This is a genomic window from Proteus sp. LHD240705, assembly GCF_047921555.1.
Lineage (GTDB): Bacteria > Pseudomonadota > Gammaproteobacteria > Enterobacterales > Enterobacteriaceae > Proteus.
In genome coordinates, this window is sequence record NZ_JBLRMI010000004.1 from 88,621 (window position 1) to 107,077 (window position 18,457).

Below are 18,457 nucleotides of genomic sequence, written 5' to 3' on the forward strand. Positions count from 1 at the left end.
ATGATGTGTTCGCATTCAAAACACATCGTCTTAAGCAATCCTTGGTTGAAGCAATAAGGGATTTTTTTTCATCTTATTTACGACCAATTATTACAACGCAATTCAATTATGCTTGCTGTTTATGCGCATCATCATAACGGTTATTAAAGAAAAAGCCACGGTTCCCCTGAATAACACCCTGTTATTCCCCGTGGCTTGGTATCACTATTTAAAAAAGTCTTTGCTACCATGAGGCGCACAACGTAAATATTGAGGCGCCACTTTTATGGTTTGTTTGAGTTTTTCCGCCGCATGCCAAGGCCAACGAGGATCATAAAGAATACCTCGGCCTAAAGCGATAAAATCAGCCTGCTCTGTAAGTAAAATGGCTTCGGCTTGTTCTGGCTCAGTAATTAGACCAACAGTAATAACAGGTAGTTGCGTTTCATTATAAATTGCTTGAGCAAATGGTACTTGATAATTAGGACCTAGTTTAATTTCTTGTTTTTCTGATAATCCACCAGAAGAAACATGAATATAATGGCAACCTAATTCTTCAAGATGTTGTGTTAACGCAATCGCACTTTCTAAGTCCCAACCGCCTTCAACCCAATCTGTCGCAGAAATTCTGACACCAACACAAACATTATCAGAAACTGCATTTTTCACGGCGACAAAGACATCCACTAATAACCGACTACGATTATTAAAATCGCCACCGTATTGATCCGTTCTGTGATTTGATAATGGAGATAAGAATTCATGCAATAAATATCCATGAGCACCGTGGATCTCAATTACATCAAATCCTGCTGACTCCGCTCTTCTCGCAGCATCAACAAAAGCTTGTTTTATTTCTTCAATTTCATCAATAGCCAAAGCATGAGGCTGATGATTCTTTCCAAAAGGAATTTCTGAAGGTGCAACTTTCTGCCATCCATTAGGAGAATCTGGCGCTAATGACGCTCCGCCATTCCAAGGTACATCGGTCGATGCTTTACGTCCTGCATGTGCAATCTGTATACCAATTTTTGCAGATGAATATTGCTTAACATTATCAACAAGTTTTTTTAATTCACTGCCATGTTGATCCGACCAAATGCCTAAATCTTTATAACTAATACGACCTCTAGGCTCAACCGCTGTTGCTTCAACAATCACTAGCGAAGCACCTGATAATGCAATGTATCGTGTGCCATGCTGTCGGGTAACCTTCTTGTGCTGAATATTGGCACATAGGTGCAACGATAATACGGTTATCTAACTGATGGGGGCCTAGTTTTTTAGGGGAGAACAACAAACTCATTTAAAGCCTCCTGCTATCAATAAGAATTTATACAAAGAAAAATATCTTCGCTTTTCGATATACCATTTAAATATACAAGTTTAAGGCTATCGGATCTTATTCATTTAGGCGATGGTTTACTTCACATTGTGAAAAACAAAAAGATCAGCATCAATTGCTGATCTCTTTTTTAATTAATCATTAGATTTGGCTGGTTTCACCAATAACAGTGAAAAGCGTCTTGCGATCGGCAAGACGAATAAAACAGTAGGAAAAGCAATCATCCAAGAGATCCCCCAAGAAGTTAACCACGGGGAGATAACGTATGTTCCCATTCCTAACGATTTGACGGTACTAATAAAAGCAACAATACCTGACATGATAAAAGAAAGGAAAAAGGGAACAAGAAAAATCATTGCTCGAGTAGGAAGTTTAGGAATACCTAAAAAGTAATTTTTGTCATGAAAAGACATAGATAAAGACTCCAATAATACGATTGTACAACAGCACATAACTGCCGATACAACAGGCTAAAAAAGTTATATGCGTTGATTAACGTAAACGCTTACGAGTCTTTTTGACCAAACTGAGAGCTAGTTTATTAATAAATATTTCTTTGTCAACTAAATTATTCTCATTATCATTTAGGTGATAATTGATAAAATTAAGATTAGTGAAAGATGAGAAAACACGATACGGTTTTCTCATCTTTTCCCTACCAATCTCGTGTTGCAATTAACTCTTCTATATCAGCATTCTCAAAACCATATTCATCAGCGATAACGCAAAAATCCTCAGCAATACACTCTCTTGCTACTGTTTCAATTTCGCTATTTTCTTCATAAAACTCTTCCGCTAACTCATTAAATTGATCTGTTGTTTCTTGCGTTAGAATATAAAGTTCTGCCAAATTTTTAGGTGAAGTCGCTTCTATTTTTACACAAAGTGCTTTTAGTAAATCTTGCCCTTTCTTTACAAGGTGTGTTGGATAATAATTATCATTGTCCATTCCCTTTAAAAAATAATGTGCGGCAAGTACTTTATTTTTAATCATGAAAAATATCCTTATCTAAGTATTTATCTTAAGGTCATTAAAGTGCACTTATTATCTTAATTACGGGAAAGTATATTACGTTTATTAATTAAATGTCTCGCTTTTATTTCTATGAATTTATAGAATTCTGACCAGCAAACGGAAAATAGGCAATTAATTAAAATGGCTAAAAAAATACGATTTATATTTCTTTTTTTGACGATTGCACTGCTCTCATTTTTGATCATTAATAAATATTTCCAAAACTCACCTTTAGCGACATGGTACTTCTATGGCAATAACGGTGAATATATTACAGGTCATTACTACCTACCAACAGAAAATGATGCAACAGATGCCGTGATTTCCATTCCAGAAAAACCAACTAAAGAAGGTTTAACAATAACACATTGGGATACTTGCAGTATTGGACTGAACATTGATAATAAAACGCTTAATATTTCTTATTTTACTGATGGTCTTATTCAAGCCTCATTATCAACAAAAACCACACCTTATGTTATATTAACTGAGCTGTATTTTTATCAACCTGATGATATGCATTGGTCGATAAATCGATTAGAGGATGGAACATACAAAGGTTGGATTTGGGATAATATTGCAAATCAGCTTATTTCCTTTCGTTATCAGGAAGATAAAACAACAATTATTGATGGTACAAAATATACATTGATGCCAGAAAGTTATTGGCTATTTCAACGTTGGGCTAATGGCGTTTTGGTGGAAGAGTACACATTAGATGATTTACCAGCAAAAGATAACTTTATTCCTGATATAGATAAACAAAGGCTGATTCAAGCAAAAGCAGAGCTTCAAACCACGGTGAATGAATTAGTGGCGCCATTAAATTTACCATTTAACTTAATGTTGTGGGATAACTCACTTTGTCAGTGATAACATCATGTGAAATGCTCCCAGAGGGTTGGGAGCATTTCTGACACAGAATGATTTAATTTATACTAAATAACACCATCTAATTTCATGTAAATTCCTTTTATTAAAAAATCAATTCCTTTCAAGTAGTTAATTTTTACTGCAAGAGTATAGATGAATAGAGTAAATAATTTAAATCTAATAAAAATGTTGCACAACAGGGATATATTAAAACAGTTATCCAATTTCAATAAAAGAATAAGACATAAATTTAATAGTTATATTATTCAATAAAATTGATATTTTATATTTATATTGTTTTAAATATAAAAACTTATTTAGTCAATGTTAATTTTTAATAATCTTCTCTTTTAAACCTAAAGTATCTTAAATAAAGTATTTAAGTTACCTTAGCATAATAGAGTGAAGTATTTATTATTCACATTAGATTAATTATGCTAATTCTATCTAAAATAGATCTTTAAATTTAACATTAAATGCCTTAACGTGATAAATATGAAATAAATAGCATACTTATCTCAATCCATTCCTGAAAATTCTAGTCATTTATTTTTAGTAAACCGTATTAAATAAAAATTTATCTTACATTAAGAGTTCATTAATCAAACCTTGCTTTACATTTTATTATATTGCTCAATTTTTATTTGGCTCTTATACTTTCTTAAGACGATTTTAGGTAGGTATTATTATGAATATTTTATTAGTTGAAGACGATTTACAACTCGGTAAAGCGCTTTGTCGCGGGCTTGAAATTGCTGGTTTTCAACCATGTTGGGTCAGATTGCTTGCGGATGCTCGTGTTCAATTAAGTCAACGCCCTTTTGATTTAATGCTATTAGATTTAGGTCTACCTGATGGTGATGGGCAAGATGAGCTGATTGCACTTAGAAAAAGTGGCGAGAAAATTCCGATTATTATTTTAACTGCCCGCACTCAAATTGATAATTTAGTACAAACATTAGATTCAGGCGCAGATGATTTTTTACCAAAGCCTTTTGCTATGCCTGAACTTATTTCTCGCGTAAAAGCGGTTAGTCGTAGAATGGCCGGTTTTTCTTCACAAATATGGTCTATTGGCGATTTACAACTTAATCCAGCAAACCATCAAGTCACTTTAAATAACGAATTGCTTTTATTATCAGGTAAAGAATACCAACTATTATATGAATTAATGCGTAATACTGATAATGTGGTGCGTAAATCAGAGTTGGAACAGCGTTTATTTGGTTTAGACGATAAAATTGAGAGCAATTCCCTTGAAGTACATATGCATAATTTACGGAGAAAAATAGGCAAAGAACGTATTATCACGGTTCGTGGCGTAGGTTATTTATTAAAAAAAGAAACTAATTAAATGAAGATCCGCTCCTTCTTTATTTACACCATTGTCCTTCAGATTATCTCCATCGTTATGCTTTGGGGCGTTTGGTTAGCTTGGATACAATTTGATTATCTTGCTGAGTTCGAAAAAGTGTATAACAAACAGCAAGAAATTATTGCTGAGGGTTTTGCTAATACCTTAGAGATTGTTGCTGACCAGCCTGAAGTTCTCAAAGAAGTCGCTCATAATTTACAAGGCATGTATATCGACGCCATGCTTAATGGTGAAGATGATGAACTACAATATTTACCGTGGTTTATTGCCTTAGATGAAAATAATACTCTGATTTATACTAATCGTCCTGAGTTGCCTATCCCTACAAGAGTACTTTCATTAGCATCAGAAAAAGTGTCTGTCGCAGGTGAAAAGTGGATACTCTCTTTTAGCTGGGGAGAAAAACATAAAATAAAAGTGTTTATCGGTGAATCGGTTGAAGACAGAGGCCATGTTATTGGTAACCCTGTTGAAGGCACCTTTGTTCCTTTTCTATTTATTCTCGCAACTGTTATTTTTGCAATCTTAATTACTGCTTATTTTAGTTTACGCCCTTTAAGACAAGCAGCAGAACTTATTTCTAATCGTAAACCACGTAATTTAACGCCTATTAATGTCAGTCAGCAATTTAAAGAAATTCGCCCTATCTTTAAAGAGCTAAACCAATTAATGGCAAGAATTGACGCTGCTAATATTCGTGAAAAACAATTTATGGCCGATGCCGCCCATGAATTAAGAACACCAATAGCTGCGGTTATTGCTCAATTACACCTGCTTTCTTTAGTCGATGATCAGCAAGAGCGTGAAGAAATTATTGATGATATGAAACAATCTCTTGATAGAGCAGCAGCACTTTCTCATCAATTAATTGATCTGGCGCGATTAGAATGTGACGATTTCCCATTAAAAATAGAATCTATTGATATCTATAACGTCATTGGAAATGCAATAGCACAGCGCGTTCCTTATGCGATTACTAAAAATATTGAGTTATCACTTAATGAAGGCCAAAGTTTAACACTTAAAACAGATAAACAGGCTTTACTCTCTATATTTAATAATCTGCTTGATAATGCCATAAAATATTGCCCTGAAGGTAGCCAAGTTGAGGTAACTATTGAGAATCGATACGCCGAAGGGATACATGTTATCGTGCGTGACAATGGCCCTGGTGTCGCAAAAGAACATATTAATGTTCTATTTTCACGTTTTTATCGCGTTCCTGGCTCTAACGAAACAGGTAGCGGATTAGGTCTATCTATTGCACAAAATCTCGCTAATAAAATTCAAGCATCACTCATTGTTACTGAAGGACTGAATAATAAAGGAATTGGCTTTATTATTGTTCTACCTTTAGAAGCTAAATCATCAGAAAACGATTAATAAATAGATAGATAATCGATGTTCCAGAATAAAGGAGGTAATTATACCTCCTTTTTATTTTATCGCGATGAGGCTCTAATGAGTGTTATCCCCAAAGATTAATTAACCAACGTAGACTTGCTGTCACTATTGCTGCACTAAGCACAATCATAATAAAGGGCTTTTTCTGCCAAGTAAGTACTCCCGCGACACCAACACCAATAATTTTTGAAATATCAGCAAGTTGGTCACCATCAAAAAATGTCGATGTCATCGCCACCGAAAACAGAATAACAATCGCAGATAATGAGAGGAGCTCTTTAACCCTCTCTGATACACCTGCTTTATTATTGAGCAATATTCCGGAAAGACGCATGGCGTATGTACCAACAGCAAGAATAATAATTCCTGTAATAATAGAAGCTGTGGACATTATATTTTCCTTATCACAAACAGTACGCCTAATAGCGATAATAAAACAGGTATTCCAGCAGGAAGGAATAATGTGGTTACGAGTGCAATAATGCTCCCTATGATTGCAGCATGACGTGTTAGTTTATTTTTTAATGCTGGCAAACTTAATGCAAGAATAATAGCTGGAAACATCGCATCCAGCCCTAGCATCTTTATATCTACGATAAATGACCCCAAGTAAACACCAAGCATGGTTCCCAAAGGCCAAACAAGTAAAATTCCTAACCCACAAGCCCAAAATGCTAATTTATTTTGTTCAGCGGTACGTTGAGATAAACCAAATACAACACTCTCATCATTTAATATATGAAAACCTAATAATGATTTAAGCCCTTTTCCTGGTAAATCCTTTACTGCCATGCTAAAAGGAATATGTCGTGCATTCACCATTAATCCCGCAAGAGCCGCATATATTGCACTTCCTCCCATTGCCACAACGCCAATAAAAAGAAATTCAGAAGCACCCGCCAAAACAAAAATGGATAACACCAACGGCACCCAAAAATCAAAACCCTGTGTGTGAGCTAAAGCACCATAAGAGATACCGACAATACCGTCAGCTAATGAAACAAGCACAATATCTCTAAGTACGTTATTATCAAGACGACTGTTAATTTGCATAGAATATAGTATTTTTTATCGAACCATTCGTTCATTATGTTGAACGATTTATTTTTTTGCAAGATGATTTTTGAAGGAAGCTATGATGTCATCACCTTGTGCGCCTATTGAAATTATTTCTCAAGCACTAGCTAGAGAAAGAAAAAAAGCGGGTCTTTCACTTGCTGAAATAGCAAGACGAGCTGGTGTTGCAAAATCAACATTATCTCAATTAGAAGCGGGACAAGGAAATCCAAGTATTGAAACACTTTGGGCAATTTGTGTTGCGTTAAATATTCCTTTTTCTCAACTTATTTCAGCACCACAACCTGAAGTTAAGGTGATCCGTAAAGGTGATGGCTTTAAAATTAGTGCAGAAAAAGCGTACTATCATGCTTTTTTACTTTCATCCTGCCCTGTAGGCGCAAAGCGCGATATATACACCGTGATTGCACAACCTGGGAAAGATAGAGTCTCTGATCCTCACAGTAAAAATGTGACTGAACATATTATTATTATCAGTGGAAGCGCAATGGTAGGTACTTTAGATAATCAACAAGAATTACAACCCGGTGATTATATTTGCTATCCCGGTGACGTCACTCATGTATTACGAGCTTTAGAGCCAGATACAACTGCCGTCATGATTATTGAGCATCATAATTAACATAGTAAAACGAATTAACATAGTAAAACGAATTAACATAGTAAATGGTAAATTTACCGCACTGCTATATAGCAATAAAAATCTGAAAGCAGTGCGATAAATTCGATAGAGAATGTCTGTCTAGACAATTATTTTTTAAGTGCTTTATCAAGGTAAATCTCTCGTAATCGTTGAGATAAATGCCCAACGGCTCGCTGATTTATATCTTCATTGTCGATTGAAATAACTGGCCAAATTAATGTAGTCGCAGAGCTAATAAAAGCTTCTTTTGCTTTTTTCGCTTCATCAAGTGTAAATCGACGTTCTGTTATTTTAAGCCCTTCTTCTTGCGCCAATTGAATAATCGCTTGGCGTGTGATACCAGGTAAAATATCCTGACTTAGCGGCCGTGTAATAATTTCATTATCACGATTAACAATAAAAAAGTTACTTGAACTGCCTTCTGTTATATAGCCATCTTTAATTAAAATAGCATCGTCAGCACCTTGTTGATGTGCATAGTTTTTTGCTAAACACGCCGCTAATAATGCCACTGTTTTAATATCGCAACGTTGCCAACGAATATCTTCAACACTGATTACTGAAATCCCTTTTTTTGCATTAGGATGATTAACAACTGTTGAATGTTGTACAAAAGCAACTATTGTGGAAGGAACAGATGAAGATGGAAAATCAAAAAAACGAGAGGAATCAGTACCTCGTGTTATTTGTAAATAAATAAGCCCTTCATGAAGATTATTCTTTTCGATAAGTTGATGATGAACATCAATTAGCAACTCTTTGGTAATAGGAAGCGATAAACCTAATTCTTTGCATGAACGCTGTAAGCGTTGAAAATGCCCATTAAAGTCAATGAGCTGACCATCAATAACAGCAGTAACTTCATAAACGGCATCTGCAAATAAAAAACCACGGTCAAAAACAGATATTTTAGCCTGCTCTTTAGGTACAAAGTGACTGTCTAAATACACGATATCAGACATTTTACCTCCGTTATAAATTTTATTAACAATCTATCTCAATTCACTACCTTACTCCTTCAATTTTCTATTTTAAAGATGCTCCCCTCATCCTTACCTCTTTTTAATTATAGTTTTATGTAACTAAGTCATGTTATATAAGCAAAAATTGCTATAATTTAACTTATGTATCAAATATAAGGATAAGAGGTGGCTATGTTAGATATTAATAAAAATAATTTATCTCAGCTAACAGAGAAACTGGTTAAAAAACAATGTACTTTAATGACTGTTATTGCCACATTGGGCTTTATTGCAGGTTTTATCTGTATAATTAACCCTCTTTCTTCTGGCATTGTTATCAGTGTATTACTCGGTGTTGTATTTTTTGCCTGTGCGATATCCAGCATTATTGGTGGTTTTAATGCTCAAGTTTCTTCTGGTTGGTCAATGTTGATTACGTTATTAACGGGTTTTATTTATCTTCTGCTTGGCTATATTTTTGTCACTGATCCACTAAAAGGTATGCTTAGTCTCGCCTTTTTTATCGGCTTCCTATTTATTTTTGCGGGTATACTGCGTCTAAATATAGGCTTTAAACAAATCAAAGATAATTTTTATGGCTGGTTTAATATCTTGGTTGGATTTTTAGATTTAGTAATTGCCTATTTCTTAATTGCTTTTGGCCCTGAAACCTCAGTCGCACTCGTCATGGCGTTAATTGGTATACAACTTATTTTAAGTTCTATCACCATTTTATCGATAATAAATGCGATAAAACGAATGACTCACTAATTGACTATTTAGTGATAATAATCTTATTGATGAAACATAGACAAAGAGCCACGCAAGGTGGCTCTTAAGTATAAAGCAAAATAGATTTGTATTAAGCACAAGGTAAGCGCAGAGATACCGTATACATATTTTCTCCGCAAAGGTAACAATTTCCTGTTTTTTCAAATACCATCACTTGGATACCTAGTTGCCCTACTTCAATATTAGGCAATGCATCAGCCAAAATACTCTCTAATGCAGGCTCAACGATCTCAACCATATTAATAGGATCGTTATTAGGTGTTGTATCGTGTAAGAAATTACCTAAACGAGGATCATCAGCGTAGATTTCTAATGTTGAGCGATATACCAACGTTCTTTCACTACTATTTACCTTAGAATAACCATTAAAAATGATAACCATTTTTTGGATATTCATTTTCGCTACACGATTTTTAATTTGTAAACATAAAGAAGGAACAAGTCTAATATTGACAGAATTAAAGTAGCGATCGCAAATCTGAGGAATAGTGACACTAATACAAGGCTTGGGCGCAATATTTTTAATTTGCTTACTGCATTCCCCAGTTAAAGAGTTATCAACAATAATACGCTCACGTCGAGAAAAACAGATATTATCGAAGATATCAACAGTGAAGAAAGAAATGTAATGAATGCCATTTGTTAATGACTGGTTCTCTAATCTCACAGAAACGGCTGATTTATCAGTACATGGCAACATCTTAAGTTGATCATTAAAATAAAACCCAACTTGGGTGCTTTCACTAATATCACGACCTAAAATAAGATTAGCGTTAACGCAATAGTTCTCACTATGATAGCTGAGAATACCATTTAATGTTGCAGGCACTTTAGGAGAAGGTAATTTCTCCGTTGTCATTTCAACATAATAATCTCTGGATTTAATTGGCTTATCTAGATCTTCACTATTTTCAGTTTCGGCATGAAATATAGCGACTTGTTTCGGTTCACTCTTTTTAAATTTGACTTTAAAATTCGCAATACCGTATTTATTCGTTTTGCTAATATTAATTTTCTCGCCATCAGAATTATAGATTTCTGGCTCAACAGGCAATGTACTATTCTCTACATCGTAAGTTAATTTAACCTCTTTATTTTGAACATCTTCACCTTCTTTATCTTGAAGATGTACCACAAAACTTTTAGAAACACTCTCCCACTGACTTGGCCATTGCATAGATTCTGAACGTATTGTCAACAAGTCATCAAATTGTTCACAATTACTCGATGAACAGTCAGTGTTAGGATTGGTTTTAGGTGGGGTAACACGAATTTGTATTGGTGTTGCATAATAAACAATATTCTCATTATCCTCATCTTTTAAGATCAATTGTAATGACGCCACACCACTGCGATTACCCGTTAAAGAGATTTCTGTTTTGCTGTTATCCACTATTGTGATGTAGACATCTTTGTTGTTTGGTAAAATTAAAATACCTTTCGGACTTGTGCGCCATTCAGCCAAACGTAGATTAATCCCCGTTACACTAACTTCATATTTGATAACTCGATTCAGTTTTACTTCGTTATCAGGCTCATCAGGAGATGATTTTATCTGATTGAATTTAATATCCACATCAGCATCAATAACGGCTTGAGCATGGGCACCATAAACAGGTGGTGTTAGTGCTATTGCACTTTTCTCACCTTGTAAAATTTTTTGTAAACGTTCTTCTTTTGTTTCGATATTCATTGAGTGATTTCCTTTCTTTTTCCGATTCCATTTTTAGCTTAAAGCAAAAAATTTGAGTGAAAATCACAATAGAAAAAAGTCAACTAAGCATTGTTGTTAGATGAAAGTAAAAAAGAGAAAATAAACAATAAGATAAAGAAAGTTTTCAATAGAAAACTCTCTACTTGATCGATAAAAAACATCTTTAAAATAAAAAATAATTTAAATTTTAAAATATTTTTGTATAAAGCTATTGACTGTTATGGAAATGTGATTAAAATCAATCTTAGAAAATATTTGTGACATGAATCACATTTTATTAATAGGACACTTAATATGAAATCAATGACTTCTTTTATTACTAACCTGCACCAAGTTGTTGTAAAATTATCATCAACTCGTTTACTGTAATTATTTGATTTAAAAATAAAATACAGCATAAAGCCAGAAATAGCACCCTCATCGCACAAAAGACTATTTCTGGCTTTTATTCACTCTACTACGCTTAATTATCATCTCGTTTACCCTCACATTTGTCGTAACAAAAAATTCACCTTCTTGAACTAAGCTCTCGTTTCTATACTCTTAATATACGACCCACATTAACTATGAGGATATTTTATGCAGCAGCAACTGCTTACATGGATACGTCAATTCAATGAGGAGTATGCCCAACTCGCTTCTCTACTACTCGTTTTAGCCATTATTTTTCTTGTCGCAATCATTCTTCATTTTATTTTGCACAAGTTGGTCTTACCTAAAATTTCCAAAGCCATAAGTCAGTACGATCAGAAATGGCAACTTTCTCTAGAAATAAATAAACTATTTAGTCGTTTTGCGTTTTTAATCCAAGGCGTTGTTGTTAATATCCAAGCGCTGGTGTGGATGGGATCAGGTAAAACACAAGAGATCCTCACCACCAGCGCCCAAGCGTGGTGCTTAATTTTTGGCTTGTTAATGCTTTTCTCTATTATGGATCTCTGTATGCAGATCATGAGAAATTCATCCTCATTTGGCCGATTACCATTAAAAGGTATTTTTCAAAGCTTAAAACTCGCCGCCTCTGTGCTGATTGGGATAATGATTATTTCCCTACTTATTGGCAAATCACCTCTTATTTTACTCAGTGGTTTAGGCGCCATGACGGCTGTATTAATGTTGGTGTTTAAAGATCCTATTATGGGATTAGTCGCTGGTATTCAATTATCTGCAAACAACATGATAAGCCTTGGTGATTGGTTAGAAATGCCTAAATATGGTGCTGATGGCGCCGTTATTGATATTAGTTTAACAACGGTTAAAGTGCGTAATTGGGATAATACAGTTACAACTATTCCAACTTATTCTCTAATTTCAGACTCCTTTAAAAACTGGCAAGCAATGACAAAATCAGGAGGACGTCGTATTAAACGAAGTCTTGCTCTTGATATTAACAGCATCCATTTTTTAGATAAAAAGCAACTTGATGATCTAGAAAAGGCCCACTTGTTGACTCCTTATATAAAAAATAAGGAAAGTGAAATTAATCAATTCAATGCAACCTTGGGCAATGAATATCAAACACCATTAAACCAACGTGGCATGACCAATATTGGAACCTTCCGTGCGTATGTTGAAGCTTATTTAAAAAACCATCCTAATGTTCATAAGCAAATGACAATTATGGTAAGACAATTAGCCCCAACCTCGGATGGGCTTCCCATTGAAATTTACGCTTTTACGAACACCACCGTTTGGGTTCAATACGAGGCGATTCAATCAGATATATTTGATCATATCTTTGCTATTTTGCCTCAATTTGGCTTAAGAGTTCACCAATCTCCAACCGGAAATGATGTAAGAGCACTCAGATTACCTGTCGAAAATAATCCGCAATAAATCATTTTTGTATAAAGTAAAAAAGGAGAATTATTCTTCTTTTTTACTTTTCTTATTAACAAATATTTTTAATCTCTTATTTTGTTATCATGTTAACAATCTTGTTTTTCTATATATTAATAATAATCGTTATATTATTTTTTATACACCGATTGATTGTTTAATCCTATTTATTTGATATTTCATTTACCACTAAAGTGGTATTTATCAAAAAATGTAACCATTTGTTTAATAATTATTTTTTTATATAACCTTGTTAACATTTTTTATATTGATATAAATCATTATAGGTAGAAGGGTTATAACTTAACATATATATACAACTTTACTTGTTGTGAAAAATGTTAGGGTAATGTCAATGTCAAAAATTAAAAATAATACTTCTATTACTGAAATGAGTCGGCGTGGATTCATTCAGTCTGCAGCCGTTATTTCTGGTGCTGCTGCTGTTGCAGGAACGGTTTCATTACCATTCGCTGCTAATGCTCAAACTCCCCAGGGTATTCGTCCTGATGAGACATCTGAAACTATCAAATACAGTGCATGCTTAGTGAACTGTGGTAGCCGTTGTCCATTAAAAGTTCATGTGAAAGATGGCGTTATTCGTCGTATTTCTAATGAAACTATGTATGACGATTCAACATTTGGTCTTCACCAAATTCGTCCGTGTCTGCGTGGTCGTTCTGTACGTTGGAAAACATATAATCCCGATCGTTTAAAATACCCAATGAAGCGTGTTGGTAAGCGTGGTGAAGGTAAATTTGAGCGTATTTCTTGGGATGAAGCCACTTCAATCATCGCGGAAAAATTAAAATATACCATCGAAAAATACGGTAATGAGTCTATTTATTACCAATATGGTACAGGCTCTACAGGTGCAAACTTACACGGTAGAACGGCATGTAAACGCTTATTAAGTACTGTTGGTGGTTTTTTAAGTGACTATGGTACTTATTCATACTCTCAATTAACCGGTATTGTGCCTTATGTTTATGGTGACATGCTGGAATCACTGTTAACAGAAATTGAGAATTCAGATTTAGTTGTGATGTTTGGTCATAACCTTGCTGAAACACGTATGTCTGGTGGTGGTCAGTTCTATGAAACGTTAAATGCGTTAGATAAGAGCAAAAGTAAAGTTATCATTATTGACCCTCGCCGTACCGACAGTGTGACAACATTAGGTGCAGAATGGATCCCTATTTATCCGGGTACTGATGCTGCGTTAGTCGCTGCATTAGGCTATGTGATGATCCAAGAAGGCCTCACCGATGAAGATTTCTTACGCGAATACTGTGTCGGTTGGGATAAACAAACACTACCTGCATCAGCACCTGAAAATGGCTCTTATAAAGATTACATTTTAGGTAATGGCCCTGATGGCATTGCAAAAACACCAGAGTGGGCAAGCAAATTAACTGGTATTTCTGTTGCACGTATTATCCAATTAGCGCGTGAAATTGGCGGTGCAAGAGCTGCGTGGATCTCTCAAGGTTGGGGTATTCAGCGTACTTCAAATGGTGAACAAGCCTGTCGTGCGATTATGATGCTACCATTAATGTCAGGTCATATTGGTCGCCCTGGTACAAATACAGGTTGTTGGGGTGGTAACGTTGCTTATCCAGTTGCAAGTTTTGCTCTACCTAACCCAGTTAAGACCTTGATCCCAACATTTATGTGGTCTGAAGCAATTGCTCGCGGTGAGCAACTTACCAGCAAAAATGCGGGTGTCAGAAATAAAGATAAGCTCGATACGGGTATTAAATTTATGTGGTGTTATTCCAGTAACGTGATTGGTAACCAACACGCTGACTTGAATAAAACACATGATTTACTGCAAGATGAATCAAAATGTGAGTTTATTTTAGTGTGGGATAACCACATGACACCATCTGCAAAATACGCTGATATCTTACTGCCAGATGTGACAACCGTTGAGACAAACGATCTTATCAATAACTCTTACGCAAGTGGTGCTTACCACTATGTCGTCCGTTTACAAAATGCGATTCAACCACTTTGGGAAAACCGCCCTTGCTATGATGTCTTAACTGATATTGCAGAAAAGATGGGCACCAAAGAGCAATTCACCGAAGGACGTACTTACGAAGAGTGGATTGAATATTGCTATAACCAAATGCGTGAGAAAAACCCAGCACTGCCTACATTTGCAGAAACTAATGATGTAGGAATTATCGATCGTAAATTACCTAACCGTAATCAATACGTTGCACTTGAAGCATTCCGTCAAGATCCTATCGCGAATCCATTAAAAACAGCGTCAGGTAAGATTGAAATTTATTCTGAAAAGCTTATGCAAGATACCGATGGCTGGATTTTACCAGAAGGCGATCGTATTCCTGCAATTCCAGAATATTGTAAAAATGAAGAAGGCGTTGAAAACGTTAAGCTTAAAGAGAAATTCCCTCTGCAAATGACGGGTTTCCACGATAAAGGGCACGTTCACTCAAGCTACTATAACGTTGCTATGTTACGTGAAGCTATTCCTCATCAATTCTGGTTAAACCCAATTGATGCAGCTGAACGTGGATTAAAATCTGGCGATATTGCTGAGATTTATAATGCTCGTGGTCGTTTAAATATTCTCGTCAAAGTGACAGATCGTGTATTACCTGGTGTGATTGCAGTACCGCAAGGTGCATGGCGTTCACTTGATACAACAGGTGTAGATACAGGTGGATGTATTAATACATTAACAAGCTGGCACCCATCGCCGTTTGCTAAAGGAAATCCACAACATACAAACCTTGTTGAAGTGAAACGTGCATAAGGAGTTAACTCATGAAGCAATATGGTTTTTATTTTGACTCCACTAAATGCACTGGCTGTAAAACGTGTCAAGTCAGTTGCAAGGATGAAAAAGATTTAGATTTAGGCCCTAAATTCCGCCGTGTTTATGAATACGGTGGTGGTAGCTGGGCAAAACAAGACGGGATCTGGACACAAAATATCTATAGTTATTATTTATCCATTTCTTGTAACCATTGTTCAAACCCTACTTGCGTTGCAGGTTGCCCAACTGGCGCTATGCATAAACGTGAAGAAGATGGTTTAGTGGTTGTTAACCAAGATATTTGTGTTGGTTGCCGTTATTGCGAATTGCGTTGCCCTTATGGTGCACCACAATTCGATGAGAAGAAAAAACTCATGTCTAAATGTGATGGTTGCTACGAGCGTGTAGCACAAGGCATGAAACCGGTTTGTGTTGAGTCTTGTCCTCAACGTGCACTTGATTTTGATGATATTGAAGTGATCAGAGCAAAACATGGTACTGAATGTGGTATTGCACCAATGCCTGATCCTAGCTTGACCAATCCAAATATCGTGATCAAAGCCCACAAAGAAGCGAAACCTTCTGGTGATAAAACCGGCTCAGTTCAAAATGCGGCGGAGGTATAAACCATGCATGAACTTCCTCTAGTCTTTTTTACTGTTTTAGGTTCGTCAGCAGCAGGCCTGTTTCTTATTGCTTATATCAGTAAAAAATTAGGTCAAATTGATGAAAACCAACTGCGTAATGCTAATATTTTAGCCCTGATTTTAACATTAGTTGGCTTAGGTATTGGTGGATTACACGTTGGTCAGCCACTGCGTTTTTTCAATATGCTCTTAGGCGTTGGTCGTTCTCCAATGAGTAATGAAGCGTTTTTAAGTGGTGTGTTTACAGGTTTTGCTTTTGCAACTGTTGCACTCACTATGATGAAAAAATGGAAGGGCTTACGTGAAATTTGTAACCTACTTACCGTTGTTTTTGGTCTAGCATTTGTTTGGTCAATTCCTCAAGTTTACCATATTCCTACAATTGCTAACTGGAACACAGACTACACCACATTGCAATTTTGGATGACGCTATTAGTTGGCGGTGGTGTATTAGCAATGGCAACAGGTTCAAGACGTTTAGGCGCATTGTCCTTTATTATCGGTGCCATTATCACTTTTGCTACTCGCTCTGGTTATGTGAGTTTCCTTGGCTTTACAGGCCCAGAACTCAGCGCTGACCAATCTCTATTTTGGGGATTCCAATTAGCTGTATTAGCATTAGGTGTGGTTATCGTAGGATTTACTGCAGTAAAAGCCCAAGCATCAAAAATGACGCTGGCAACTTGTGCTGCTGCGGTCATTATTGCAGAGTTATCAGGTCGTATTGCATTCTATAACTTATGGCATATTACAATGTAGTCTTAATTTTCTTACAAAGTAATCCGTAAGAGAAATAAACGAAAATGCATACCTTTTTAGGTATGCATTTTTTTAGAATGCAGAGCCCGGTTGCTGTAAAAAGGCTAATTCTTCGGGTGTAGACGTTCGGCCTAAAATCTCATTACGATGAGGATAGCGACCATATTTATCAATAATTTCTTTATGTCGCAGTTCATATTGATATGTGTTTTCATCATTAAGCTGAGAAAACAAGGTAACCGCATCTTGATGAATTTTAGATGATTCTGAATGCATAAATGGCATGATAATAAACTTACGTTTAACAGGTGTTAAAGTCAGGTATTCAGGTAATCGGATAGCTTCTTGCGCTAAGATTAATGCCATATTATCTTGGGCAAAAGCTTTTGGCGTATCACGCCAAATATTACGTGAGAACTGATCAAGAATAATAATCTCAGCTAAGCGCCCTTCTATTGTTTCTCTCCATGATGCCAGCTCGCCACGACTCGCACTTAAACATAATTCACCAAATCTGCGGCTAATTTCTTTATCAAACTGAATATCTTTTTTAAACCATTGCTCTGGTGTGCATTCTTCAAACCAAAACGTCAAAGTTGATTGATAAGGGATCATAAAAACTACCACGCTAGTTATTTATTAATCAAAACAGCGTTTATTTTCATCAAAATAAACGTCATTGGCGGATTACGACTTTGGTAAGTTACCATTTTAATATAGTGACGGCTATTAACCCCTATCCGAAAAAGACATAAAAATAAATCCCCTTTTCAATCTTAAAAGGGGATTTTAAATGCTTCCTAGCTAACGCTTAAATCCATTAAGTCGCGCCATCCATAAGCTCATTTATCTACAAGTATGTATAAAATGGCATTCATCCCATTTATTACATTCTGTCGATATCATGATGTAATATAATTAACCTGTGCACTTTACAAACATTGAATTTATCTCTTCATCACTATCCTGCCTTAAAAATCAGCATTTAAAAATTTTAATTTTTATAGTGAAACCACTAAAAAAGATCGATACCATTTTGTTCTATTTTTTAATAACCCTCTTTTCAAAACAATAAAGGTTGTTACAAATAATAAGCTAAATCAATCTACTACATTTTATTTTTTTGATTTTTAGGCTTTAACCTTGTTATTATCTTGTGTGACTACACCGCAAAGAAATCGGAGATCAAAAATGAGATGAATGTTTAAAATTTGCACATTAGTAATGACATTTATTGAAAAG

General features: G+C 35.4%; 16 protein-coding genes and 1 pseudogene. 9 read left to right on the plus strand and 8 right to left on the minus strand.

The window, feature by feature from the left end; translation table 11 throughout:
* Positions 1-204: 204 nt before the first annotated feature.
* The 3 genes and pseudogenes from ACNART_RS09455 to ACNART_RS09465 all read right to left on the minus strand — a co-directional run bounded on the left by ACNART_RS09455 (position 205) and on the right by ACNART_RS09465 (position 2,318).
* A pseudogene (locus ACNART_RS09455) lies at positions 205-1,285 on the minus strand (NADH:flavin oxidoreductase/NADH oxidase).
* Positions 1,286-1,458: 173 nt separating this feature from the next.
* A complete protein-coding gene (locus tag ACNART_RS09460) occupies positions 1,459-1,737 on the minus strand; it encodes a DUF2798 domain-containing protein (protein ID WP_109373827.1) in 279 nt (92 codons plus the stop codon).
* Between the two features lie 242 nt (positions 1,738-1,979).
* On the minus strand, positions 1,980-2,318 hold the full coding sequence (locus ACNART_RS09465) for a DUF5713 family protein (protein WP_109373828.1): 339 nt from the start codon (positions 2,316-2,318) through the stop codon (positions 1,980-1,982).
* Between the two features lie 162 nt (positions 2,319-2,480).
* On the opposite strand from ACNART_RS09465, the gene ACNART_RS09470 reads away from it, so the two are divergent.
* The 3 genes from ACNART_RS09470 (at position 2,481) to ACNART_RS09480 (ending at position 5,970) form a co-directional block, all read left to right on the plus strand.
* Complete coding sequence (locus ACNART_RS09470) at positions 2,481-3,212, plus strand: hypothetical protein (RefSeq protein ID WP_368927933.1); 732 nt, start codon at positions 2,481-2,483, stop codon at positions 3,210-3,212.
* A 688-nt stretch (positions 3,213-3,900) separates the two neighbouring features.
* Entirely contained in the window at positions 3,901-4,566 is a 666-nt protein-coding gene (locus ACNART_RS09475) for a response regulator transcription factor (RefSeq protein WP_198619805.1), read from the plus strand.
* The gene (locus ACNART_RS09480) at positions 4,567-5,970 is read left to right on the plus strand and encodes an ATP-binding protein (RefSeq protein WP_198625773.1); all 1,404 of its coding nucleotides are present in this window, start codon (positions 4,567-4,569) and stop codon (positions 5,968-5,970) included.
* 85 nt (positions 5,971-6,055) lie between these two features.
* Here ACNART_RS09480 and ACNART_RS09485 read toward each other — a convergent pair whose 3' ends face one another.
* Together ACNART_RS09485 and ACNART_RS09490 are read right to left on the minus strand one after the other, a co-directional pair.
* The gene (locus ACNART_RS09485) at positions 6,056-6,385 is read right to left on the minus strand and encodes an AzlD domain-containing protein (protein WP_109373832.1); all 330 of its coding nucleotides are present in this window, start codon (positions 6,383-6,385) and stop codon (positions 6,056-6,058) included.
* Complete coding sequence (locus ACNART_RS09490; protein WP_109373833.1) at positions 6,382-7,044, minus strand: AzlC family ABC transporter permease; 663 nt, start codon at positions 7,042-7,044, stop codon at positions 6,382-6,384. The genes ACNART_RS09485 and ACNART_RS09490 overlap by 4 nt, the downstream gene beginning before the upstream one ends.
* Positions 7,045-7,129: 85 nt before the next feature.
* On the opposite strand from ACNART_RS09490, the gene ACNART_RS09495 reads away from it, so the two are divergent.
* The gene (locus ACNART_RS09495) at positions 7,130-7,690 is read left to right on the plus strand and encodes a helix-turn-helix domain-containing protein (RefSeq protein ID WP_109373834.1); all 561 of its coding nucleotides are present in this window, start codon (positions 7,130-7,132) and stop codon (positions 7,688-7,690) included.
* A gap of 128 nt (positions 7,691-7,818) precedes the next feature.
* Here ACNART_RS09495 and ACNART_RS09500 read toward each other — a convergent pair whose 3' ends face one another.
* On the minus strand, positions 7,819-8,673 hold the full coding sequence (locus ACNART_RS09500; RefSeq protein WP_349443313.1) for a D-amino-acid transaminase: 855 nt from the start codon (positions 8,671-8,673) through the stop codon (positions 7,819-7,821).
* 192 nt (positions 8,674-8,865) lie between these two features.
* Here ACNART_RS09500 and ACNART_RS09505 point away from each other — a divergent pair, with 192 nt between their 5' ends.
* The gene (locus ACNART_RS09505; RefSeq protein WP_198619802.1) at positions 8,866-9,444 is read left to right on the plus strand and encodes an HdeD family acid-resistance protein; all 579 of its coding nucleotides are present in this window, start codon (positions 8,866-8,868) and stop codon (positions 9,442-9,444) included.
* Positions 9,445-9,535: 91 nt separating this feature from the next.
* On the opposite strand, the gene ACNART_RS09510 is transcribed toward ACNART_RS09505, so the two are convergent.
* Positions 9,536-11,158, minus strand: a complete 1,623-nt coding sequence (locus tag ACNART_RS09510; RefSeq protein WP_349443312.1) for a hypothetical protein — start codon at positions 11,156-11,158, stop codon at positions 9,536-9,538.
* Positions 11,159-11,758: 600 nt separating this feature from the next.
* On the opposite strand from ACNART_RS09510, the gene ACNART_RS09515 reads away from it, so the two are divergent.
* From ACNART_RS09515 to ACNART_RS09530, 4 genes are all read left to right on the plus strand, one after another.
* Entirely contained in the window at positions 11,759-13,015 is a 1,257-nt protein-coding gene (locus ACNART_RS09515) for a mechanosensitive ion channel family protein (RefSeq protein WP_198619800.1), read from the plus strand.
* 358 nt (positions 13,016-13,373) lie between these two features.
* A complete protein-coding gene (locus ACNART_RS09520; protein WP_198619799.1) occupies positions 13,374-15,806 on the plus strand; it encodes a DMSO/selenate family reductase complex A subunit in 2,433 nt (810 codons plus the stop codon).
* An 11-nt stretch (positions 15,807-15,817) separates the two neighbouring features.
* Positions 15,818-16,435 carry a DMSO/selenate family reductase complex B subunit gene (locus ACNART_RS09525; RefSeq protein ID WP_023581764.1) on the plus strand — a complete coding sequence of 206 codons (618 nt, stop codon included), beginning with the start codon at positions 15,818-15,820 and terminating at the stop codon, positions 16,433-16,435.
* Between the two features lie 3 nt (positions 16,436-16,438).
* Entirely contained in the window at positions 16,439-17,215 is a 777-nt protein-coding gene (locus tag ACNART_RS09530; protein ID WP_198619798.1) for a dimethyl sulfoxide reductase anchor subunit family protein, read from the plus strand.
* A 72-nt stretch (positions 17,216-17,287) separates the two neighbouring features.
* Here the strand turns inward: ACNART_RS09530 and ACNART_RS09535 are convergent, their stop codons facing one another.
* On the minus strand, positions 17,288-17,830 hold the full coding sequence (locus ACNART_RS09535) for a DUF924 family protein (RefSeq protein WP_198619797.1): 543 nt from the start codon (positions 17,828-17,830) through the stop codon (positions 17,288-17,290).
* Positions 17,831-18,457 lie beyond the last annotated feature (627 nt).